The sequence below is a fragment of the Sphingobium sp. TomTYG65 genome, assembly GCF_055395525.1.
The window spans coordinates 951,797-972,992 of record NZ_AP027331.1 but is presented as its reverse complement, the minus strand read 5'-3'; the positions used below and the strand labels follow the sequence as shown (position 1 = coordinate 972,992).

17 protein-coding genes are annotated in these 21,196 nt (G+C 65.1%); 4 read left to right on the top strand and 13 right to left on the bottom strand.

The annotated features are described in order from the left end of the window. Positions 1-33 precede the first annotated feature (33 nt). The 13 genes from ACZ5Y5_RS18190 to ACZ5Y5_RS18130 all read right to left on the bottom strand — a co-directional run bounded on the left by ACZ5Y5_RS18190 (position 34) and on the right by ACZ5Y5_RS18130 (position 14,898). Positions 34-711, bottom strand: coding sequence for a hypothetical protein (locus ACZ5Y5_RS18190; RefSeq protein WP_464810824.1), 678 nt, complete (start codon positions 709-711; stop codon positions 34-36). Between the two features lie 88 nt (positions 712-799). Continuing rightward, positions 800-1,879: a Rieske 2Fe-2S domain-containing protein gene (locus tag ACZ5Y5_RS18185; protein ID WP_464810823.1), complete on the bottom strand. Its 1,080-nt coding sequence runs from the start codon at positions 1,877-1,879 to the stop codon at positions 800-802. A gap of 243 nt (positions 1,880-2,122) precedes the next feature. Further along, complete coding sequence (locus ACZ5Y5_RS18180; protein ID WP_464810822.1) at positions 2,123-3,112, bottom strand: ParB/RepB/Spo0J family partition protein; 990 nt, start codon at positions 3,110-3,112, stop codon at positions 2,123-2,125. A gap of 92 nt (positions 3,113-3,204) precedes the next feature. Continuing rightward, a complete protein-coding gene (locus tag ACZ5Y5_RS18175; RefSeq protein WP_464810821.1) occupies positions 3,205-4,422 on the bottom strand; it encodes an autotransporter outer membrane beta-barrel domain-containing protein in 1,218 nt (405 codons plus the stop codon). Between the two features lie 46 nt (positions 4,423-4,468). After that, positions 4,469-5,746 (bottom strand): EAL domain-containing protein, encoded by a 1,278-nt coding sequence (locus tag ACZ5Y5_RS18170; RefSeq protein WP_464810820.1) that lies wholly within the window; start codon positions 5,744-5,746, stop codon positions 4,469-4,471. A 97-nt stretch (positions 5,747-5,843) separates the two neighbouring features. Next, positions 5,844-6,797 carry a hypothetical protein gene (locus ACZ5Y5_RS18165; RefSeq protein WP_464810819.1) on the bottom strand — a complete coding sequence of 318 codons (954 nt, stop codon included), beginning with the start codon at positions 6,795-6,797 and terminating at the stop codon, positions 5,844-5,846. A gap of 854 nt (positions 6,798-7,651) precedes the next feature. Next, on the bottom strand, positions 7,652-8,212 hold the full coding sequence (locus ACZ5Y5_RS18160; protein ID WP_464810818.1) for a 2OG-Fe(II) oxygenase: 561 nt from the start codon (positions 8,210-8,212) through the stop codon (positions 7,652-7,654). A 34-nt stretch (positions 8,213-8,246) separates the two neighbouring features. Next, positions 8,247-9,899 (bottom strand): ShlB/FhaC/HecB family hemolysin secretion/activation protein, encoded by a 1,653-nt coding sequence (locus ACZ5Y5_RS18155; RefSeq protein ID WP_464810817.1) that lies wholly within the window; start codon positions 9,897-9,899, stop codon positions 8,247-8,249. 173 nt (positions 9,900-10,072) lie between these two features. Continuing rightward, positions 10,073-11,431 carry an alginate export family protein gene (locus ACZ5Y5_RS18150; RefSeq protein ID WP_464810816.1) on the bottom strand — a complete coding sequence of 453 codons (1,359 nt, stop codon included), beginning with the start codon at positions 11,429-11,431 and terminating at the stop codon, positions 10,073-10,075. 33 nt (positions 11,432-11,464) lie between these two features. Then, entirely contained in the window at positions 11,465-12,121 is a 657-nt protein-coding gene (locus ACZ5Y5_RS18145) for an RBBP9/YdeN family alpha/beta hydrolase (protein ID WP_464810815.1), read from the bottom strand. Between the two features lie 155 nt (positions 12,122-12,276). Further along, entirely contained in the window at positions 12,277-13,020 is a 744-nt protein-coding gene (locus tag ACZ5Y5_RS18140) for a metallophosphoesterase family protein (RefSeq protein ID WP_464810814.1), read from the bottom strand. Beyond that, the gene (locus ACZ5Y5_RS18135) at positions 13,004-13,777 is read right to left on the bottom strand and encodes a nucleotidyltransferase family protein (RefSeq protein WP_464810813.1); all 774 of its coding nucleotides are present in this window, start codon (positions 13,775-13,777) and stop codon (positions 13,004-13,006) included. Before ACZ5Y5_RS18135 ends, ACZ5Y5_RS18140 begins: the two co-directional genes overlap by 17 nt. A gap of 185 nt (positions 13,778-13,962) precedes the next feature. After that, positions 13,963-14,898 (bottom strand): tetratricopeptide repeat protein, encoded by a 936-nt coding sequence (locus ACZ5Y5_RS18130; RefSeq protein WP_464810812.1) that lies wholly within the window; start codon positions 14,896-14,898, stop codon positions 13,963-13,965. A gap of 143 nt (positions 14,899-15,041) precedes the next feature. Here ACZ5Y5_RS18130 and ACZ5Y5_RS18125 point away from each other — a divergent pair, with 143 nt between their 5' ends. Genes ACZ5Y5_RS18125 through ACZ5Y5_RS18110 form a run of 4 tightly spaced genes read left to right on the top strand, consistent with a single transcriptional unit; the run spans position 15,042 to position 21,100 of the window. Further along, complete coding sequence (locus tag ACZ5Y5_RS18125; RefSeq protein ID WP_464810811.1) at positions 15,042-17,567, top strand: cyclic nucleotide-binding domain-containing protein; 2,526 nt, start codon at positions 15,042-15,044, stop codon at positions 17,565-17,567. Then, on the top strand, positions 17,567-18,445 hold the full coding sequence (locus ACZ5Y5_RS18120; RefSeq protein ID WP_464810810.1) for a hypothetical protein: 879 nt from the start codon (positions 17,567-17,569) through the stop codon (positions 18,443-18,445). Before ACZ5Y5_RS18125 ends, ACZ5Y5_RS18120 begins: the two co-directional genes overlap by 1 nt. A gap of 5 nt (positions 18,446-18,450) precedes the next feature. Beyond that, positions 18,451-20,235 (top strand): cytochrome c3 family protein, encoded by a 1,785-nt coding sequence (locus tag ACZ5Y5_RS18115; RefSeq protein WP_464810809.1) that lies wholly within the window; start codon positions 18,451-18,453, stop codon positions 20,233-20,235. Between the two features lie 16 nt (positions 20,236-20,251). Continuing rightward, positions 20,252-21,100 carry a phosphodiesterase gene (locus ACZ5Y5_RS18110; RefSeq protein WP_464810808.1) on the top strand — a complete coding sequence of 283 codons (849 nt, stop codon included), beginning with the start codon at positions 20,252-20,254 and terminating at the stop codon, positions 21,098-21,100. Positions 21,101-21,196 lie beyond the last annotated feature (96 nt).

Here is a 21,196-nt window from a genome sequence, read left to right as displayed (position 1 = left end):
GGGATGGCCTTTCCTCCTGCTCCACTTAACAGATCAGAGTTCGACCACCGACAGGATGTGGCTGTCATAGCCCGGCCAGACATAGTCGAATTCCAGGATCAGCGTGTCGCCGATCTGACCGCTCGACAGCAGGTCGGTTTCCACGAACAGCTGCAGGCCGTTGCGGCCATAGGCGTAGCGCTTGACGTCGCCGAATGCGGGCGAGGCGTCGAGCCGTGCGTCGATTTCGGCATTGCCCAGGCGCGGGCGGTTCACCGTGACGTTCAGGCGGCCCTTGAGGTCGGGGTCATTCTTGTTCGCTTCGATGAGGTCGAGCGTCATTTTCTCGACTACTTCGAGGGAATCGACCAGCGTGCCGACATGGAAGGTATATTCCGGGTCAGCCTTCACGGCATCGCGCAGGGCCTTGACCGCCTCATGCTCGTTATCCGTGCCATAGCCCAGCGCTTCACGGGCTGCCTTGTTCACCGCCGCCTGTGCGGGAGGAAGGGCCGACACATAGAAGATGCCGTCGCCACGGCCGCTATGCTGGTTATGTACGACGAAGCGATAGAAATTGCCATTGGGGAAGGGCAGCATCTGCGTTTCGACAAAGCCGAGCAGCTTCAGCAGCTTGGCCGCGGCCGGGCCGTCTTCGGCAGTGGGATAGAAGAGGGCGACATGCCCCATCGACCGGACGCAATCCTGTGCTTCTGCTGCTAAAGTCGCCATCTTATCTCTCCTCCTCCGGCCGTCATGCACGGCATCTTGTCACGAATTCCGCTGGACCGCCGCCGGAGCAGCGGCCCTCACCCGGCGCTCAGGCAGCCTGTGTGGAGTTACGCTTGTCGAGCGTCACATGCAGGCCGTTGGTGCGCTTGTGCAGGTCGGGGGTCTTGTCGCGGGGGTTGTAGAATTGCTTGTACCAGGTGCGAACCTTGCCATAGGGGCCATCGCTCGGGATCACGAGCGGGTTGAGGCAGGCCTTCTTGTTCTGCCAGATCTCCACGTCCTGGGCGAAGGCGAGGCGGCTGCCTTCCTGATATTGCAGCGCTGCTTCGCGCAGGTCATCGGTGACGGGCGCGCTACCGTCATTCACCTGCACCATCAGGCCATGCCAGACGCGGATCTTGCCATCCTCGATCGGCGTGTGGGTGATGAGGATGAAGCTGTTGAACGTCCCCTCCATCTCCGACTGCAGGATGGACGGGCCGGTGTACCAGGTGTCGAGCGTCAGCACGTCATCCGGGTTGGTCACCAGCGTACGGTGCCCGGCGGCATAATATTGGTGGACGATGTGGTCCTTGAACTCATTGGCGAAATAGACAAAGTCCTTCGCCCCATGGATCGGCACGAAATGGCCAAAGTCGGCCATATTGTCCACGACCTCGATCGGGTGGATGTCGAGATCGCCCATATAGTCGATCTTCCAGTTGACCCAGCCCGGCGCATCATAATGGCCGCCAAAGTCAGGCAGGTCGAAATTGGGTTCCAGGCCCTCGGGATCATGCCAGATCCAGACCGTCCCTGCGCGTTCCACCACCGGGAAGGTCTTGAGCTTCGCCGCCTTGGGCACGAAGTCGGAATAGGGGATGTTCTTGCACGCGCCGTCCGGCCCGAACTGCCAGCCATGGAAGGGGCAGCGGATCGAATCGCCCTCGATCTGCTCGCCGTCGCGCACGATATAGCTCGTCGTGTTCTTCGCCAGATGCGCGCCCATGTGCGGGCAATAGGCTTCCGTCACATAGACCTTGCCGCTCTCGCCACGGTACATCACCATGTCCTGGCCCAGATAGCGCATCGCCTTGGGCACATTCGTCGCTTCCGCGCTCTCGCCCACCATGAACCAGCCACGGGGAAACTCAAATTCTCCCAGACGATAGTCCGACGATTTGGCCATTATTCCGATCCTCTCACTCGGTGCCTGCATAGCAGAAAGGGGCCGATCCCGCCATATGCCACCATATGGCGTCCAGCCCGACCGTGATAACTGATGGGCAACATTTTACGCAAAGCCACCAGCCGGTGCAAGTTACTTATCGCCAATCAGCTTGAACGGCCGCTTAACACTGCGCATTGCAACGCCGGGTTCCACACTGGCGGAAGCAGGCGTTGCGCGTACGCAAAAACCGGGCACATCCGTTCACGCCATTGCGCGCGCGGCCAATATGGTTTCGCGCAAGGTGGCGAACAAGGCGTCAAGATCAGCGTCGCTCGCTATATTGACGTCGAGCATGATGCTGCCCTTCGCCGGGCGCGCCCGGCCAATGCGCTCCCCACCGGCGAGAATTTCTATGTCGGTCGCGGCGCGCGGCCGCCGGGCGGCGGCTTCGCGCAGGCGGGACAGCACCGTCGCGGACGGCAGCATCTGCCCCTTTCCAGCCGCCCTCGCCTGCTGCTCTTCCCCGATACGGCGCGCCTCGGCGATCAGGTCGGCGCGCTGCTCGGTGCGGCGCAGCAGCGGGGTCAGCAGTTCGGAATAGCGGACCTTCAATTCCTCCTTGGTGGCGAAGGCGCCGATCACCTCCTGCGGCAATTGCGCGAGAGCGAGCAAGCGGCTGAGCTGGCTGTTCGACAGTCCCAGGGCTTGGGCCATGCGCGATTGCACCCCGCCGTAAAAACGGTCCACCGCCTGCTGATAGCTGCGCGCACGATCCAGTTCGCAGATGTCGGCCCGCTCGCGATTTTCGATATCGGCGAGGCGAAAGGCTTCCTCATCGGACAGATCGACCACCAGCGCGTTGAGCCGCAGTTCGGGGCGACCATTATGATTAAGCCAGTCGATGGCGAAGCGCCGCCTGCTGCCCACCAGTAATTGATAGGGCTGTTCCGAACCATCGGCATTGAACCGCACCAGCACGGGGATGCGATTGCCCCCTTCCGCCGCGATGGATTCGATCAGCGAACGGCAGCTATCCGGGTTCAAGCCCGGCTGATCGCGTGGATTGCCGTCCCATACCGTGCAGTCGTCGGGCCGGATCAGCATCGGCGCACGGCTATCCGTCGCGGTCTGGGCGAAGCTGGTCAGCCGCTCTTCCAATCGGCTGAGCGCCTCCTGCTCGGCGAGGATGGGACGAGCGGGCGCGCCGTCCCGAGACAAGGTCGCCAATATGTCCCGGATCAAGCCCGCCATCTTCGCCCTTCCTCCATTGCCGCCCATGCCATTAGCGCCAGATCGCATCTTTCGCCTCCGCGATTGGGTCCGTTTTGGTGGAACTGCGCGCGTCAGAAGCGCCTGCTGAGCGAGAGCGTGGCGGCGTGGGCCCGGCGGTCGCTGGAAAATTCGCCGCCATAGCCAAGACGCACGGAGGTGCGGCTGCTGTGGGTCGCGGTTATGCTGGCGCTCACCAGCGCGGCGTCGCGATCCAGACGTTCGGGCCGCAGCGAGAAGATGGGGAGGTCGCCCGCCACGAAGCGCGCCTCGATCCGGCTATCGGGCCGCTTGCGCAATTCCCGCTGCCATTGCGCCTCGATCGTCGGGCGGAGGGTCCAGGCGCCGGCCGTCACATTGGTTGAAGCGCGCGCGCCCAACGTTCCGCGCATCAGCCGGGTGCGATAGCCCGCGACCTCGATCGCCGCCGCTCCGCCGCCTTCACGCAAGCCGCCCACATCGGCATGACGAGATTGCAGCCCGGCGAAGGGCTGCACTCGCACCGCCCCCGCGCGCAGCATCGCGCCCGCCTCGCCCGACGCGGCCCAGCCGTCGCCGTCGGCCGCTGCCCGCAAGCGATCGGAAAAGCCGGTCCAGCCGACCTGCCGCCGCAGCTTATATTCCGCGAAATTATAGGCGGCCGTCGCATCGACATAGAAACGGCCTTTGTGGAAGCTGGCATAGGGGCCGATCTGGCTGTTGAAGAGGGTGATGCGGGGCCGCTGCGCCGGGTCGAGCCGGGCGTCGATCCCGTCAATGCCCAGGGTCGCGCCGACGATCAGGTCGGGGATCGGGCTCACATCGATGGCGAAGCGCAGCGAGCGGCTGTCGGATCGCGCCTCCGGCCGGTCAAACCCGGCATTATAGCGCGCCTGCTTGACCCCGCCGGTCAGCATCATGTGGATGGTGCGATCGCCGGAGACCGGCGCGTCGGCGGGTGCATCGATCGCGATGCTGCGCCGTTCGGCCAGATAGTGGCGGATCTCCCGGTCGGCGGCGTCCATGGACTGGATGGCGAGGCGCGGGAGCAGGGCATAGCTGCGCGGCGTCAGCTGGCCCAGCGCATCGGCGCGTGCGGCTGCGTCGGGCAGCGCGTCGATGCTCGCCAGCATTGCGGCGCGGTCGGCGCTGGGTGGTGCGCTGTCGAGCGATTGCGCCAGTGACGCTTCGCCCGGCGTGCTGGCATAGGGCCCATAAGATGCGGCCGATGCGGGCTGCGCCATTGTGAGCAAGGCCGCGACGGCTGTGATCGCCGCGCACCGCAAATCCGAATGAAGTTTGAACAAGGTCATATGCCCCTTTTGCTTTTTGCGTGCACGCAAAGCGGCCTTGCGCCGCCTAGCGGGAAAAGGAATGAGCGCCGCCCGATGGCGGCTGATGCAGCGCGCCGTTGAAGGCGGCGAGCGATGCGACGCTGTCGCCATAGTCCGCGTTCAGCCACCCGCGCCGGAGGCTGGGGCGGCCAAGATGCGATCCGGCGACCCACTCCGCCCCTTCCTCTGCGGCAAGGTGCAGGTGCCAGGGCGATTCCACGCCATCGACGATCACGGTCGGGCTCATCGTGCGGGCGAGCCCCAGCAGATGGCCGACGCGCAGTCGGTTGCGTTCCGATTCATAGGCGGTGTGCAGGAAGGGACCGTCGAGCTTCACCACATCGGGGGACAGCGCCATCAGCTGACCGATCGACGCGTGGCCAGACCCGAAGCGCGCGACCGAAATGCGCACGCCCAGGCTCCTCAGCGCGCGGACGAAGGCGAGGGCATCGCGGAAGCAAGGCATGCCGCTATTGTCGCTGATCTCGATCACCAGCCGCCGCGCGAGACGAGGGTCGCGCTTCAGCCGGTCCATGAGGTCGGTCCAACCCACCCCTTCGCCATGCAGGTTGAGCGACAGGCTTTGCGCTGAAATCGCGACGGATAGGCAGGCGGTGGAATCGCTTTCCAGTTCGCGCAGCACGTCGCAGACGAGCCGCCGGTCAATCAGATGGGCGAGGTTCAGCCGCTCCAGCGCGGCATAGGCATCGGCGCAGTCGATCTGCTCGCCCATATGGCCGACGCGCCGCAGCACCGCCTCATAATAGAGAATGGTTCCATTATCGCCGGGCCGGGACACCGGCCGCCAGGTGAAGAAGGTCGCGCCGCGGCGCGCCCATTTGAGCAGCGCCGCCGCCTCCGCCATGTCCTTGCGATAGAGGGCTGTGCTGTCCTGCGATCGCCCGGCGATCTGGCCGGCGGCGAGAGTGGAGGCGGCGAGGCGAAGCCGCGCCTCATTTTCCTGGACGCGGCCAAGCGGTCCTCCGGCAAAGGCATGGCCGGCCGACACCGACAGCAAGATATCGTGATCCTGATACCGGAACGGTTCGGCTGCCAGCGCGGCGCAGAGCGTGTCGACAAGCGTTTCGACCGGCAGGCATTGCATCAGCGGATAGCGCGCCAGCAGTTCGATCTCATCACGATCGACGCGGCGCACGTCGATACGGCCGAGATGCCGTTCGGCGGAGCGGCGCAGATGCTCCATGGCTCCAGTGGCGGCCTCTGCGCCGAAGGTCGTCTCTATCGCCAGAAAATTGTTGAGCCGGATGACCAGCAGATGCTCGGTCTGATGGGTTTTCGACAAAGCCATCTCCTTCCCGTAAATCAGCTTCAAAGTGCCAGGTGGGTGAGTTTGAGGAGGCGGCGGGCCTGCCGCCTCCTCTCCCTCCGCTTAGGGTGGCTCAGCGCCCTAACAGGCCCCCCAGCAGGCCGGTGACGGGCGCTGTCGGGCTGTCGCCGCCCGTCGCCGGAGCAAGGACGCCGCCGAGCAGGCCAGTGACAGGAGCCAGCGGCGACTCTCCGCCGCTGCCGCCGCCGGTCGGAAGGGCGGGAGCCAGCCCGTTCACGGCGTCGAGTACCGGCGACACGACGCTATCGACTGTCGAAGTAACGGTTGCGACCACTGGCGCGACGCCGGTCACGACCTGATCGACCGCCGCACCTGCCTCATTGCCCAGCAGGCCGCCGACAAGGTTGCCGACCGGGGCGAGGCCCGCCTCGACACCCGCGGGCGTTGTCGGCACGGCGACGTCAACGATCGTCCCCTGCGTCAGCACGTCGGCGGTCAGTAGCTGCCCTTCAGCCGGCGAGGTGGCGGACGGCAGGAGATTGACGCCGACCAGCGTGCCGCTCGTGGAAGGGCCGGTTACGGCTTCGCCGCCGACATTGGCTCCAACCAAGGGGCCGCCGAGCAAGGAGCCGGGCGCACCGCTGCCGCCATCGAGCGCGCCGGTGAGGCCGCCCGCAACGGTTTCGACCAGCCCGGTAACGGGGGCGAGCGCGCCATCGCTGCCCAGCAGCGGGCCTGTGACGGGGGCAAGCGCCCCGTTTACCGTGCCCAGCAACGGCCCCGTCACCTGATTGACGGTGGAGGTAACCGTCGTGACCGTGGGCGCAAGGCCGTCGGTCAGCTGCGTCACCGCGTTGCCCGCCTGCTCGCCCAGCAGCGTCCCGGCAAGGGTGCCGACCGGGGCCAGACCCTGCTGCACGGCTTCCGGGGTGGTCGGCAGAGCGACTTGCGCCACTGTGCCGTCGCCGGTCAGCAGATCGACGGTGGCGACGCTGCCCGTCGCGGGGGTCGAGCCCGGCAGGACATTGACGCCGACGAGTGAGCCGGGTCCTGTTGGCCCGGTCACCACCTGATCACCTACGGAAATGCCGATGAGCGAACCTGTGGTGGTGGTGCCGGGTCCCGTTGGGCCGCCGGGACCGGTTGGGCCGGTGGGACCCGTTGGGCCGGTGGGACCCGTTGGGCCAGTCGGGCCAGTCGGGCCGGTCGGGCCGCCAGGACCCGTAGGACCGCCGGGACCTGTGGGGCCGCCGGGACCGGTGGGACCTCCTGGACCGGTGGGGCCAGCTGGGCCAGTCGGACCGCCGGGTCCCGTCGGGCCATTTGGGCCACCTGGGCCGGTCGGACCACTAGGGCCGGTGGGGCCGCTCGGGCTTGTCGGCCCGGTTGGACCTGAGGGGCCGGTTGGACCTGAGGGACCTGAGGGGCCGGACGGCGTCTGCCCGCCACCCGCGCCGATGTCGAAGCCCACGCCATCCGCGCAAGCGCTCAAGAGAAAGAGCGGGATCGCCGTGGCGCACCACAGCACACGCCGACCAGACCGCATTGGTCCGACTAAGGACATTGAAGAACCTCCCTGTTTCACTGCGATCAACTCGCAACGACACAAGGCTAAGCATGGGAAATCCTTCTGGCGCGTTTTGAAATCACCGATCTGGTGAGAGTAGCGAGAGTAAGCTGTTCGGGGCGGCAGGGCCGTTCGCAAAGGGCATGTGGGAGTAAGCAAAGGCGGCATTGGGGCAGGAAATTCTCGGGATTTCCAGCCATGATGCCGGAAAAGTCCGCCCACGCTCATGGTCTCTCTGGGAAAGCAATCCTCAGTAGGTTGCTCCAGAACGGTTACGTTTGTCGCAAAATGCTGCTCATGCCGCAGCCGTCATGCTGAAACAAGTTCAGCATGACAGTGGTGGGGGGGGGGGCTTAGCGCCAGCGGGGACCTTCCACCCAGGTGACCAGGCTGCGTCGCAGCCCCTTCGTCACGGGCAGCACGCGATGCTGCAGGAAGGACGGGAAGATCAGCATGCTACCCCGGGGAGCGAAGGTCGCGCCGGGTTGCTGGACGCAGAAGAATTCGAACGCGCCACCTTCATAGTCGTCGGGGTCGGACAGTTGCACGACGACCGACAGCTTGCGGTCGAAGGGACGGGAGGATTCCAGCCACACATCCTGATGCCAGTCATATTTGTCCTGCTGCGTCCCATGATATTCGGTGAACTGCACCTCATAGGGCGCGACGATATCGACGCCGAAATTGGTGCGATTCGACGCTTCGACAAATTGCATGATGCGCTGGACGATGTCCTTTTCGCGCAGGGGATCGAACCAGCGGATGGTGGAGGATCGATAGGCGGCGTCGCTGCGGCTGCTTTCTTCAAAACCGACCGTCGCTGATTGATCGGCGTAGAAATCCGCGCGCTTGATGATCGCGTCACATTCGGCGGCCGTCAGCGCGGACGGCCAGACCTCCCACACATTGTTCATGGCTGATGTCCTTTGCGTACACGCAAAATAGCGGTCAGAAGGCCCGCCCGATCCCGAAGAAGAAGCGCGCCTTGCGGGAATCTCCGCTCTCGATGCGCTTGACCGGCACGGCTAGCTCCGCGCTGGCGCGCCATTTCGCGCCGATGCCGATGCGCACGCCGCCGCCAGCGGAAGCGAGCGAGAAATCCCGGGCGGGCAGGCTGAAAAATGGCCGGGCGACCTCATGCGCCACCGCGCCATCGACATAGGCGAACAGCGCGGCCTTCTGCAGAGGCGGGGCGCGCGCGGGCGTCCAGCTGAATTCTGCGCCGCCCGCCAGCGCCTGTTCCGCCGTGCGCGTGCCGACGCGGAACGCCATGCCCGCGCCCCGGCCACCCAATGCGAACCGCTCCGTCACCGGCAGCTTGTCCGCCGAATATTGCGCCTTCGCGGTGAGCTTGAGCGACAGCGTTTTCGAAAGGCTGCGCACGGCCACGGCCTGTGCGTTGACCTTGGTGAATTGTTTTTCCGAGAAGCCGGTAAAGGCTCGCGCGCCCAGGATGCCGACGCCCTGGCTGATAACGGCGGACAGCGCATGGCCCGATCGCGCGTCGGATTGCGACCACGATGCGCCCAGCCGGACCGCGCGCGACCGATAATCGCCGAAGCGCACGTCGAGGAAATAATTGCTGCTGTCGATGCCGTCGAGCGAGGCGTTGACGGTCACATTGCTGCGATTGGTCCGGATCAGCGCGTGGCTGACCGTCAGCCCCGCCAGTGTCGCCTCACCCTCGATCGGACGGTCACGGACGCGGCTTTCCATATGGGCGATATTGGCGGTCAGCGTCGTCCCGTTGCTGCCAATCGGCGTACTGTGGCTGAGGGAATAGAATTGATAGCGGTCGGGGTAGAAGGGGAGATAGCCTGCGACCCGCGTGCTGTCGCCTTCGCGCAGCAGGCCGTTCGCGGTCACGGACAGTTGCGCCTGCACCCCGTCGATCACATTGCTGACACCGCTATTGTCGATCAACAGGCCGATCTGCACCTGCTTGCGCTTGATGATGAGATCGAGGATCAGTTCGCCCTCGCCGCCGCTTTGCCGGACGCGCGCTTCGACGCTCTGCCCTGGAATGTCGCGCAGCAGGCCAAGCGCCCGTTGCAGCACGGACTTGCGCAACGGCGTGTCGCGCTTCACCCGCTGCATCTGCGCTTCGATCAGCTTGACCGGCATGCTGAGGGACAGTCCCGCCAGTTGATAAGCGCTCACCCGGCCTTCGAGGACGCGAACGATCAACTGGCCGCCCGCCGGAACCTGCGCGGGGATGGACACGGCGTAGAAGGCGATGTCGCTGCGGGCATAGGCATCGCCCACCGCCTTCGCGACCGCCTGCAAAGTCTCACGCGTCAACGGCCGCCCGATCAAAGGCGCAACCGCCCGGTCGAGCAGGGCGGCGAGGAGGGACGCACCCATATAATGGACCCGCGCCAGTTTGACGCCAGCGGCGGGCTCCGCCACCGGCCCCACGACAGGGGCGGGCGCGGCGGAAGGCGCGGCGGTGGCGGGCGCGATGCTGGGCGCGACCCGATCCGGCCGCTCGCGATCGATCACCGGAGCCGACGCCCCCTCGCCAGGCCCGGCCACCTGCGCCGCAACGGGAAGCGAAGCCGCGAGCAACCCTGCCGCCGCAAGTCCCTTCAGCCCCGCCATGGCCCTATCGAAAATCATCTGCCCCAATGCCGCCCTGCGCCGCCAGAAGATGGCGTTCGAAGCCTTTGGCCTAGAGCAATGTCGTTGCGATTTGCGCCGAACTGGAACCGGAACGGTGTGACCGGCCGATTCAGCCGGCCGATCAAGCGAAAATCGTCACCAGATTGGCGGGATCAGAAGCTGGCCGTCAGATTGAAGGAGGAATAGCGCGTCCATTTACGCGCTGGTGCGTTCGGCGCGTCACGCAGGAACCGGCCCTTGGCGAGCAGCAGCCCGTCATATTCGAAACGCAGCCGCGCCGGGATCAGCCAATAGCGTATCCGCCCTTCGACCTGATGCCCGGCGAATTTCCCGGACCGCCCGGTCGCGTCGCGCACGCCCGTGGTCGCGAAGCTGTCCGTCGCGGAGTCCAGCCACATGGCGCGGTAAGAGAGGAACCAGTCCAGCCGCTTGTCGGGCGTAGCCTCCACCCGGACGCCCGGCGTCACGATGTTGGCGCGGGTGATGGCGTTGTAGAGACCGGCGGGCGCAAAGTCCGCGCGGCGCATACCGAACAGCGTGTCGAACCGGCCATAGCTGCCGCCGGGCCGGTCGCCGCTCGCGCGGTCGAACTCGACGGACAGGCGCGTCTTCCACTTGTCGGACAGGGTGTAACCCGCATCGGCATGGACGAAGCTGGCGCTGACGTCCTGACGTGGGGCGGTCGGCGACAGAGAGGCGCTGACGCTACCCCACTGGTAGAAGGCTTCGACCTCATAGTCGAACTTGCCGGGCGCGGGGTCGGCCATGATCCGCCCGCCCAGCGTATCGAGCGAGCGGTCCCGCGTCGGGCGGCCCGGCATGTCGCGCTCGCCCAGATGGAAATAGCTGGCCTCCAGCATGGCGGGGCCGATCAGCTTCGCTTTGCTGACCAGCCCGCCCCACAGCACCAGGTCGAAGCTTTCCTTGTCGAGCCGGACCTTTTGATCGCGCACGCCCTCCGCATCGTCGGGTCGGCGCATCTGCGGCAGGGTGTAGATGAAGGTCGCCTTCCAGCCCTTCGCCGCTGTCAGGTCGGTGCGGATGCCGGTGTAGCCGTTGGTCGTGTTGCGATAATCATCCGCCGCCACCAGCCGCCGCGAACCGAGGTTCAACGTCATCCGGCCGAGCGTGACGCCCAGGCTGCTGCCCTTGCCAAACCGGTCCTTCCATTCGCGCGCCACATAAGCCTGGACCAGTTCCAGCGCATTCACCTCATTAGTCGAGATCGGCGTGCCGGGGTCTTCGCCCCATACCCGGCTGTCGAACAGTTCCGCACCGAGCCGCCAGCCATTATCCTGATATTCCGCCAGCAATTGCGTGCGAATGTTCGCCAGCGAATCTTCGGCGTCGAATCCGGCGCGCGCTTGCCCATCGATCGTTTCATAGCGCAGGCGAACGCTGCCGCTCAATTTGAACGCGGAACCGTCAGAGGCCGCCCAGCCCGTTCCGCTCCAGCAGAGGGCGAGGCACGCAGCGGGCAGCCGCCGTGAAGATACATATGTTTTTACCATGAAGTATGGTGATATACATGTATCTTACGATGTTCAAGCGTTGAACTGCGCCTCCGGCCCTAGCCTGTTCAACTCCTGCAAACCGCTGCCCCACGGGCTCGATTGATCCTCCGCAGCGCCCTTGCGGTTAAAACGGGAGAGCAGGAACTGGCCGAACTGCCATTCGCCAAGGCCGGAATCGGCGTTGATGTGCCCCACCTGCCCGGCATCGGCGAAACGACTGCCCCAAAATCGGGCAAGCTGCCGCGCCCGCTCGAACCGGATATAGGGATCGTCCCGGCTCGCCACGACGATCGAGGGGAAGGGCAGCAGCGCCTTGGGCGAGGGTGCAAAGCCCAGCAGCCGGGAATCGATGCTGCCGCCATCCACCTCCGGCGGTGCGACCAGCAGCGCACCTGCGATCTTGTCGCTCCATTCGCTGCATTCCAGCGCGGCCCACCAGGCGACCGCATGGCATCCCAGGCTATGCGCCGCCAGGATAAGCGGGCCGTTCACCCGCGCGATGGCATCATTGAGGTTGCTGACCCAGCTATTGCGATGCGGGCGGTTCCAGCTGCCCAGTTCGGCGCGGCGGCAATTGGGAAGCTCGGCTTCCCATATGGTCTGCCAATGGCCCGGCCCGCTGTTCATCAGGCCCGGAACGGTCAAAATGAAGGGGCGCGGCTGTGGGAGGGTGAACTGGTTTAGCATGATGAAGATCTATCCTGTGGACCTTCATCGTCTCTCTATCATATTGGTTGAGATTGCGAGCGACTAAAGCTACCAGTGGGTCAAGTGGGGCTTGCGTCTAGCTTGGGGCCTGACCGTTCATATCGAGCGAACGGATCACCCAGAGCAATCCAGTCTCAAACCGCGATCAGGGCATAGGGGCGGTCGAACTTCTCCGACACCACGAACTGCGCGCAATTATAGACGGGCACGCCGCGTGGGGTGCGGCCCTCGAACGCGCCGCGATGGGCGTGGCCGTGCACGGCAAAACGCACATTGTCGAAGCGGTCAATCGCTTCGGCCAGACGGGACGACCCTAGAAAGGGATAGATCTCCATCGGCTCGCCCTGGACCGTGTCGGCGACCGGGGCGTAGTGGAGCACCGCGACGCAGCGGTCGGTCCGCAGCGAGCGCAACGCATTTTCCAGCTTGCGGGCTTCGTTGATCGCCTCCTCGACGAAATGCTTGATCCCCGCCTCGCCGAACGCGCCCAATTCGCCCCGGCCGAAACCGCCGACAAAGCCCTTCACCCCGGCAAAGCCGACGCCCTTTATCTCCACCGCTTGGTCGTCCAGCACGGTGACGCCCGCGCCGTGCAGAATGCGCGCGACCTCTTCGGGCTGGCCACATTCATAGTCATGATTGCCCAGCACCGCGACGGTGGGAATGGTGCAGGCGCGCAAATCCTCGGCCAATATCTCCGCCTCGCGCGTCTTGCCGAAATTGGTGAGGTCGCCGCACAGCGCCAGCACATCGGCCTTCTGCGATATCTCTTCGAACATGGCGCGATAGCGATGTTCGGACATGTCGGTGACATGCAGGTCGCCGATCGCGGCGAGCGTCAGCCCGTCATGCCGCGCGGGTTCATTTGTTGCGGTCATGGCTCTCCTCAAGGCCCTTGCCGACCACATCGGCGAAGCCCCATTCGGTGATGTCGATCAGATAGTCGCGCGGGGACAGCAGCCGCCCCCGGCAGACGCGGATATTGGGCACCGGCAGCTCGGCCCGCGTCTGCAAGCGGCCAAGCAATTCCTCGAACAGCCACAGCGGAATGCAATGACGTTCGGTTGGATAGATGAAGCGGAAATTGAGCAGATGGATCAGCAGCAGTTCCCAGTGCAGTTCCATTGCGTCCAGCAGCCATTGCCAGTTGATGCGATCATGCTGGCGCAAGATCACATGCACGACATCCGCGCCGTCATAGCGATAGCGGTCCTGGATGAAGATCTTCGACAGGATGAATTCTGTCGGCGGCGTGATGCGGACGTTGATGCCATAGACTTGGGCATGATCTTCTTCGCGGAACCATTCCTCCGTCACCGGCAGGCTGGCGGAGGATATGTTGTAGATGACGTCGAAGAAGTTCTTGTCCTTCCAGACCTTGCCGATCCAGCGCTCGTCCTCGAACTCCACCTCATGCCCCAGATGCTTGAAGTAGGCGAGGATGCGCGGCGCGTCGCCCGCCTTGCAGAAGACGTCCAGGTCCTTGGTCGGCCGCACGATGCCGGTATGGCAGCCCAGAGCATAGGTGCCCGAAAGCATGAAGGGGATGCCGGATTCCACCAGATGCTGGAGGCTTTCGGTGTAGAAGGCCACGGAGTCCGGCGGCGGGTCGAAAATCGCGGGGTCGGCTGTCATTTCAGAAGGGCAACGGGTGAAGGGGGCGAGTGTTCCGCCTTCCTATGCGGCCTTATCCATCCTCCATCCGTCACCCCGGACCCGACCCGGGGTCCCGCTCAACTTGAACGCCGAGGAGGAAGAGAAGCGGGACCCCGGATCAAATCCGGGGTGACGAGCATAAAATTGGGGCGTTACGCGCCCTCCTAGACCCCCGGCACCGCCAGCAGCCGCGCCTCATCCCGCAACCTGCCGGCCTGCGCCGGATTGGCCTTCCGCGCTGCCTCGAACGCCGCCTGCGCCTTCGCAGTTTCGCCCAGCGTCATGCGGCTGCGCATCAGCATGATCCATCCATCGACATTGGTCGGGTTCGCCTTCAGCTTGGCCTCCAGCCCCGACACCATGGTTTCAATCATCGCGTCCTGCTGCCCCTTGGGAAGCTGCGCCGCAGCCTGCATCTGTTCGCGGCTGGGGCCGGGGATCGCGGCCGTGGCGATCGATCCCATATCGGGATGCGGCGCGGTGGGCTTCACCGCCGCCAGCCGCTTGCTCACGTCGATGCCATTGATCTTGCCCACCTGCTCGATGGTCCGCCGCAGGTCCGCTTCCCACGGCGCGCCGGGCGGCGTGTCGGCCAACAGCGCCAGCCAGTCGCGGATCGCGCCTTCATGATCCTTCGCCAGGTCCTTGCGCACGGCCAGGAAATAGCGGGCGCGCGGTTCCTTTGGATCGAGCTTGATCGCCTTGTCGAAGGCCTCGGCCGCTTCCTTCGGCATGGGGTCATGTTCGCTCGCCATCACCACCGCTTCGCCGAGCGAGGACCAGAAGGTCGCATTGTCGGTAGCGAGCTTCACCGCCCGGCGATAGGCGCGCGCGGCATCAGCGTGGCGGCCGTTTTCGAAATAGGCCCAGCCGAGCATCTGCCAGCCTTCGGCGTCATTGGGATTGGCGCCCACCCGATCCTGCAAGCCCCGGATGACGCTTTCAGGATCGGATGGCTGCTGCCCCGCCGCAGCGAAGGGCGCGGAAGCGGCACTTTCCTTTTCCTGCGGCCGGTCGCGCCAGACATTATAGCCGACCGACACGATCGCCAGCCCGGCCGCCCCGATCAGAGCCATGCGTCCCACGCTCAGCTTCGCCACCTTAAACACCCCCGATAATCACCAACTGCTCTCTAGCGTGACGCGACGGAATTGATAGAGTGCCCAAAGACTTGATCCGCGCATCATAAACCGGCAGGGGCATGGCCGGGGCTGCGGGTGATCTCGCAAGAGGGGGGACATAAGTGACTGACCGCGTGCGTATCGCGATCGTCGGGTCGGGACCGGCGGGGATGAGCGCGGCCGCGCGCGCGGCGCAGCTGGGCATCCCCCATCTTCTGATCGAAAAGACGGACCATCTGTCCGACACGATTTTCAAATATCAGAAGGGCAAGCATGTGATGGCGACGCCCAGTCAGCTCGTGCTGCGTTCCGATTTCGATTTCGACGCTGGCAAGCGCGAAGCGATCCTTGGCCGCTGGAACGAGCAGGCTGCAGCCCAAGGCATAAACGTCGCCTATAATGCCGAGGTGAAGGCGATCACCGGCACCGGCGATCCGATCCCCGGCAGCGTGCAGAAGATCGTGGAGCGCAAGCGCGACGGCACCACGGATACCAAGGAAATACAGCGCCTCGCCCCGCCCTACCGGCTCACGCTCAGCGACGGCCGCGAAATCATCGCGGACGCCGTCATCATGGCGATCGGCACGCAGGGCAATCCCAATCTGATGCGCGTGCCGGGCGCGGAGCTGCCCCATGTCCAATATCAGCTGGACGACCCGGCGGAATATAATGACGAACATATCTTCGTCGTGGGCACCGGGGACGCGGGGATCGAGAACGCCATGGGCCTCGCCGCCGACGAGGCGCAGGGCAATGTCGTCACCATCCTCAACCGCTCCACCGAATTCGCCAGCGCCAAGCCCGCCAACGTCAAGGGGCTGATGGCGGCCGCCGAAGCGGGTCGCCTCACCATCATGACCGAAAGCACCACGGCGAAGATCGAGCCGGGCTTCATCACGCTCGACAGCCGCGATGGCGAGGTGAAGCTGAAGTGCGACCGCATCATCGCCCGCATGGGGTCAGCCCCGCCGCGCGGCTTCGTCGAAAACTGCGGGATCGAGTTCACGAGCAATGACCGGCTCGCCTTCCCGAAGCTGTCGCCGGTGTTCGAAAGCACCGCGCCCGGCATCTTCGTCATCGGTGCGCTGGCGGGCTATCCGCTGATCAAGCACTGCATGAACCAGGGCTATGACGTTGTTGAATATATCAACGGCAATCGCGACCTGAAGCCGGCCGACGAACCTATTCTCGCCGCCAAATTCGCGGCGTTGCCGGAAAAGCGTTCGGTCGCGGAATGGCTGGAGTTCCTGCGCACCAACGTCTCCATCCTCAAGGGCTTGTCGCCGCTTCAGATGCGCGAATTCATGCTCGACAGCGAAGTCCGTGCCTACCGCGCTGGCGAAGTGATCTTCGAAAAGCATGACCCCGGCTCATCGCTTTTCGGCATTGCGGGGGGGCAGGCGCTGGTAGAGGTCGCTCCCGGAACCAACGTGCCGATCGAGGCGGGATCGATCTTCGGCGAAGTCGGCCTGATTTCCGGCCGCCGCCGCGGCTCGACCGTGCGCGCAGGCACGGACTCGGTCATGGTGGAGGTGTCGCGGACGGCGGCGCTGAAGCTCATGTCTTCCAACCCGCCCGCCAAGCGCGCCATCACCCGCATCTCGACCGAGCGGCAGTTGCTCCAGATGTTCGGTGCGGGGCTGACGCCTGCCGACTTGGCCGAAGTCCTCGACAGCGCCGAAATCCAGACGGTGAAGGCGGGCGAGGCGATCCTGACCGAAGGCGAGTTGGGCAACGACATCTATGTGATCCGCGTGGGCTCCATGATCGTGGAGAAGAAGATCGGCGGCAAGAACGTCTTCCTCTCCTACCTTCCCGCTGGGTCCTATGTCGGCGAAATGGCGCTGATCGCGGGCGGGCCGCGCACCGCCACGGTGAAGGCGACGGTCAAGTCCGAAGTCATCAAGCTCAACGGCGATGCCTTCGCTCGGCTGATGGCCGCCAAGCCCGCTTTGCTGGAGCGTGCCCGCAGGGACATGGCCGCGCGGCAGGACGTCAACGCCTTCATCGAAAGCCGCAAGGACAGCTTCTCCACCGTCGTCGACATGTATAGCGAGACGGCCAAATTCCTGGTCGATAACGGCATTGGCGAAGCGACCGACGTCCTCCTCATCGACGAGCATCTGTGCGTCGGCTGCGACAATTGCGAAAAGGCGTGCGCGGATAGTCATGAGGGCCTGTCCCGCCTCGACCGGGAAGCCGGGCGCACCTACGCGCACCTGCATGTGCCGACCAGCTGCCGCCATTGCGAGCATCCGCATTGCATGGCCGACTGCCCGCCCAACGCCATCCATCGCGGCCCGGACGGCGAAGTCTTCATCGACGAGACGTGCATCGGCTGCGGCAATTGCCAGCGCAACTGCCCCTATGGCGTGATCCGCATGGACAGCGTGCCGCCCAAGAAACCGGGCCTCTTGAGCTGGATGTTCTTCGGCGCGGGCCCCGGACCCGGCGAACCGTCCAAGAAGTGGCGCTACAAACATGCCGAGCCGGGCGTCGAAAAGCCCAAAAAGGCGATCAAATGCGACATGTGCTCCGGCATTGACGGCGGCCCCGCCTGCGTGCGCGCCTGCCCCACTGGCGCGGCCATCCGCGTGTCGCCGGAAGATTTCCTGACCGTCGCCCGCCTCGATGGGCAAGCGAATTGATGGCGACCCGCGCGTCCTCCCAACCGCGCCGCGCCAAGGGCGAAACCCTGCATGACGGCTTCCTGCGCCACGCCAATTTCCGCTGGCTGAAGATCGCGACGCTGATCTGCATCCTCGCCATCGCCAGCTATCTGATGATCGATATCACGCCGCATCATAATGGCGGCAGCTGGTATGGCTATACCATGGGCACGATCGGCGTCGGCCTGATCGTCTGGCTCACCCTGCTCGGCCTGCGCAAGCGCGCCATGACGCGCGGCCGCTGGTCGCTGAAGGCGTGGACCAGCGCGCATGTTTACCTCGGCCTCAGCCTCATCGTCATCGGCACGCTGCATACCGGATTCCAGTTGGGCTGGAACGTCCACACCCTCGCCTATGTGCTGATGATGCTGGTGATCCTTTCAGGGATTTTCGGCATCACCGTCTATGCGGCGCTCCCCACCGCACTCAGCAACAACCGCGCGGAAATGACGCAGGTGCAGATGCTCGAAGCGATCCGCGCCATCGATCGGCAGCTGCATGACACAGCTCAGCCGCTCCCGCACGATCAGGCCGCCCTCGTCCGCCTGTCCCTTGAAGACGATCCTTTCGGTGGCAGCCTGATCGCGCGCCTTTCCGGCCGCTATCCCCGCTGTGCCACCGCCGCCGCGCAGGCGAGCTTGCGGCATTGGACCGGCGATCATCCGGATACCGGCAATTCGCCACTGGAAAAGATCGACGCGCTGCTTGAACGCAAGCAGGCGATGCTCGCCCGCCTGCGCCGCCACCTGAAGCTGAAGGCGCTGCTGGAGATATGGCTCTACGTCCATGTCCCGGCCACATTCGCCCTGCTCGCCGCGCTCACCGCGCACATCGTCAGCGTCTTCTTCTACTGGTGAGCGCAATGAGCTTCATAGTCCGCCAGATCAGCCTTACCGCAGACGGACGCGAGATCGTCCGCAGCGCGACGCTCGCCAAGCCCCAGCTCTCGCTCGGCCGCGCATCGACCAACGACATCCACCTGCCCGATCTGGCGCTGGAGCCCGATCACGCACGCATTGAACAGATCGATGGGCGCACCATCCGCGTCCGCGCGACCGGCACGCTCGGCTTCGAGATAGAGGGCCGCACCACCCGCAGCGGCGAGATCGACACCGCCAAGGGCGCGGAATTGCGCTTCGGCGGCCATCGCATCACGGTCAGCCAAGAGGACGGCGCAACCGTCCTTACCATCCGCCGCGTCGATGCCGTATCGGAAGCGTCGGAAGAAAAGGAGGAGGCCCGCGTCTTCTCCCTGTCGCGGCTTGCCCCACCCAAGCGCCTGACCGCCTGGAGCCTTGTCCTCGCCATCCTGATCGGCTTCCTCGCCGTTCCGATCTACAGCTACGCCACCCGCCCCGCCGACGACACGCGCAACATCTACAGCGTGAAGGGCGACGGCGCATGGTCGTCAGGCCCCTTGAGCCAGGCGCACCACGCGCTGGAAGGCAAATGCGAGACCTGCCATCAGAAGGCGTTCGTTTCCGTCCGCGATTCCGCCTGTCAGACCTGTCACAAGTCCGTCCATGACCATGCCCCTGCCGCCCGCATCGGCATGGCGCGCGCGGAGCCGGGCATCGGCGGCCAATTCCTCAACCTCGTCGCCTTGACCTTCGGCAAGCTGCCTGAGGGCGCCTGCGTCGATTGTCACCGCGAACATGAAGGCGCTGGCCCCATGCAGCCAACGCCTCAGGCTTTCTGCACCGATTGCCATGGCAGCCTGAAGGATCGCCTGAAGGACACGAAGCTCGCGAACGCCAGCGACTTCGGCACCGCCCACCCGCAATTCACGGCGCTCGTCCAATATAATCCGGGCCAGCATCCCAGCTTCACCCGCGCCTCGCTCGACGCAAGGCCGATGGACGACAGCGGCCTTAAATTCCCGCACGATATCCACCTGTCGAAGACCGGCGGCGTCGCTCGCATGGCGCGCACGCTGGGCGGCTATGGCGATGCACTCGCCTGCAAGGATTGTCACCGCCCGACCGCTGACGGCGTGCGCTTCCTGCCGGTCGATATGGAGCGCGACTGCCAATCCTGCCACAGCCTGGCCTTTGAAACGATCGGCGGCACCGTGCGCACGCTGCGCCACGGCCAGCCCGAACAGGTGATCGCCGACCTGCGCGCTTATTACCGGTCCACCGCCCCCGCTCAGCCTTTGGCGCTCGGCGGCATGACCCGCCGCCGCCCCGGCGACTATGCGCAAGGGCGCGTCTATCACGCCTATTTCGGGGCAGCCGCCGCCCGCCCCTCCCGCGCGGACGACGCCATCCGCGCCGTGTTTTCAAAGGGCGGCGCCTGTTACGATTGCCACATCATCACCAACAATGGCAGCTGGCAGGTGACGCCGGTCCATCAACCCATGCGCTACATGATGAAGGGATGGTTCGACCATAAGGCGCACAGCACGGAGACGTGCGAAAGCTGTCACGCTGCGCCGAAATCCCACGACGCGCGCCAGCTGCTGCTGCCCGGCATCGACAGCTGCCGCACCTGCCATGGCGGCGAGAAGTCGAAGGCGGACGTGCCGTCCAGCTGCGCCATGTGCCACAGCTATCATGTCGGCGAAGGCGCTCCATGGACGCCCGCCAACAGTGCCGTCAGAAGAGAGCAGGCGGACAGGCCGCGCAGCATTGGCGGCGACAGTTGAGGGGGGAACGAAGACCATGCTGATCGCGCAGGTCACGGACATTCATCTCGGCTTTGATCCCGGCAATCCGGCCGAACTGAACCGCGAGCGGCTAGACCAGGTGCTGCGCGCGCTGATCGACGGGCCCAACCGGCCGGACCTGCTGCTGGCAACCGGCGACCTCACCGACCATGGCGACCTTGAAAGCTACAGGGCGCTGGCGGACGCCTTCAGCCAGTGCCCCTTCCCCGTTTGGCACGCCATGGGCAATCATGACGACCGCGCCAACTTTGCAGCGATCTTCCCGCATGTCCCGCAGGACGGCGGCTTCGTCCATTATGTCGTCCCGCTACAGGGCCACCGCATCATCATCCTCGATACGCTGGAACCGGGCCGCCACGGCGGCGCTTTCTGTGACGCCCGCGCCGCCTGGTTGACCGCCCGGCTCGATGAGGATGCGGACATCCCCACCCTCATCGTCATGCATCACCCGCCGGTGGAAGTGGGCATCGACTGGATGAACACGCATCCGGACGAACCCTGGGTCCAGCGCTTCGCCGCAACGATAGAGGGCCGCCCCAACATCGCCGCCCTCATCTGCGGCCACCTCCACCGCACCATCACCGCCCCGTGGAAGGGCACGACCGTCGCCATCTGCTCCTCAACCGCGCCGCAACTCGCCCTGGACCTGCGGCCGATGGATGCGGAGGCACCCGATGACCGCCCCATGATCATAGCCGACGCCCCCGCCTACGCCCTCCACCGCTGGACCGGCGCGGGCCTCGTCACCCATTTCGAAACCGCAGGCAACCGCGCGACGTTGGCCAAGTTCGACGAAAAGATGCAGCCGCTGGTGCGGATGCTGATGGGCGAAAGGCCGGAATAAGGACCGGCCCCTCACTCGGTCGCCAGGGCCGTGGCTTTCCTGGCGCCCAGAATACGAATGTCGTTATGCGCTGTCCCGCGACGCGCTTTGCGCATC

Excerpts from the sequence above, each read along its gene's own strand:
- ACZ5Y5_RS18145 (WP_464810815.1), bottom strand. The coding sequence starts at position 12,121 with ATGCTAAACCAGTTCACCCTCCCACAGCCGCGCCCCTTCATTTTGACC.
- ACZ5Y5_RS18115 (WP_464810809.1), top strand. The coding sequence starts at position 18,451 with ATGAGCTTCATAGTCCGCCAGATCAGCCTTACCGCAGACGGACGCGAG.
- ACZ5Y5_RS18135 (WP_464810813.1), bottom strand. The coding sequence starts at position 13,777 with ATGACAGCCGACCCCGCGATTTTCGACCCGCCGCCGGACTCCGTGGCC.
- ACZ5Y5_RS18185 (WP_464810823.1), bottom strand. The coding sequence starts at position 1,879 with ATGGCCAAATCGTCGGACTATCGTCTGGGAGAATTTGAGTTTCCCCGT.
- ACZ5Y5_RS18110 (WP_464810808.1), top strand. The coding sequence starts at position 20,252 with ATGCTGATCGCGCAGGTCACGGACATTCATCTCGGCTTTGATCCCGGC.
- ACZ5Y5_RS18140 (WP_464810814.1), bottom strand. The coding sequence starts at position 13,020 with ATGACCGCAACAAATGAACCCGCGCGGCATGACGGGCTGACGCTCGCC.
- ACZ5Y5_RS18120 (WP_464810810.1), top strand. The coding sequence starts at position 17,567 with ATGGCGACCCGCGCGTCCTCCCAACCGCGCCGCGCCAAGGGCGAAACC.
- ACZ5Y5_RS18155 (WP_464810817.1), bottom strand. The coding sequence starts at position 9,899 with ATGGCGGGGCTGAAGGGACTTGCGGCGGCAGGGTTGCTCGCGGCTTCG.
- ACZ5Y5_RS18180 (WP_464810822.1), bottom strand. The coding sequence starts at position 3,112 with ATGGCGGGCTTGATCCGGGACATATTGGCGACCTTGTCTCGGGACGGC.
- ACZ5Y5_RS18160 (WP_464810818.1), bottom strand. The coding sequence starts at position 8,212 with ATGAACAATGTGTGGGAGGTCTGGCCGTCCGCGCTGACGGCCGCCGAA.
- ACZ5Y5_RS18150 (WP_464810816.1), bottom strand. The coding sequence starts at position 11,431 with ATGGTAAAAACATATGTATCTTCACGGCGGCTGCCCGCTGCGTGCCTC.
- ACZ5Y5_RS18190 (WP_464810824.1), bottom strand. The coding sequence starts at position 711 with ATGGCGACTTTAGCAGCAGAAGCACAGGATTGCGTCCGGTCGATGGGG.
- ACZ5Y5_RS18175 (WP_464810821.1), bottom strand. The coding sequence starts at position 4,422 with ATGACCTTGTTCAAACTTCATTCGGATTTGCGGTGCGCGGCGATCACA.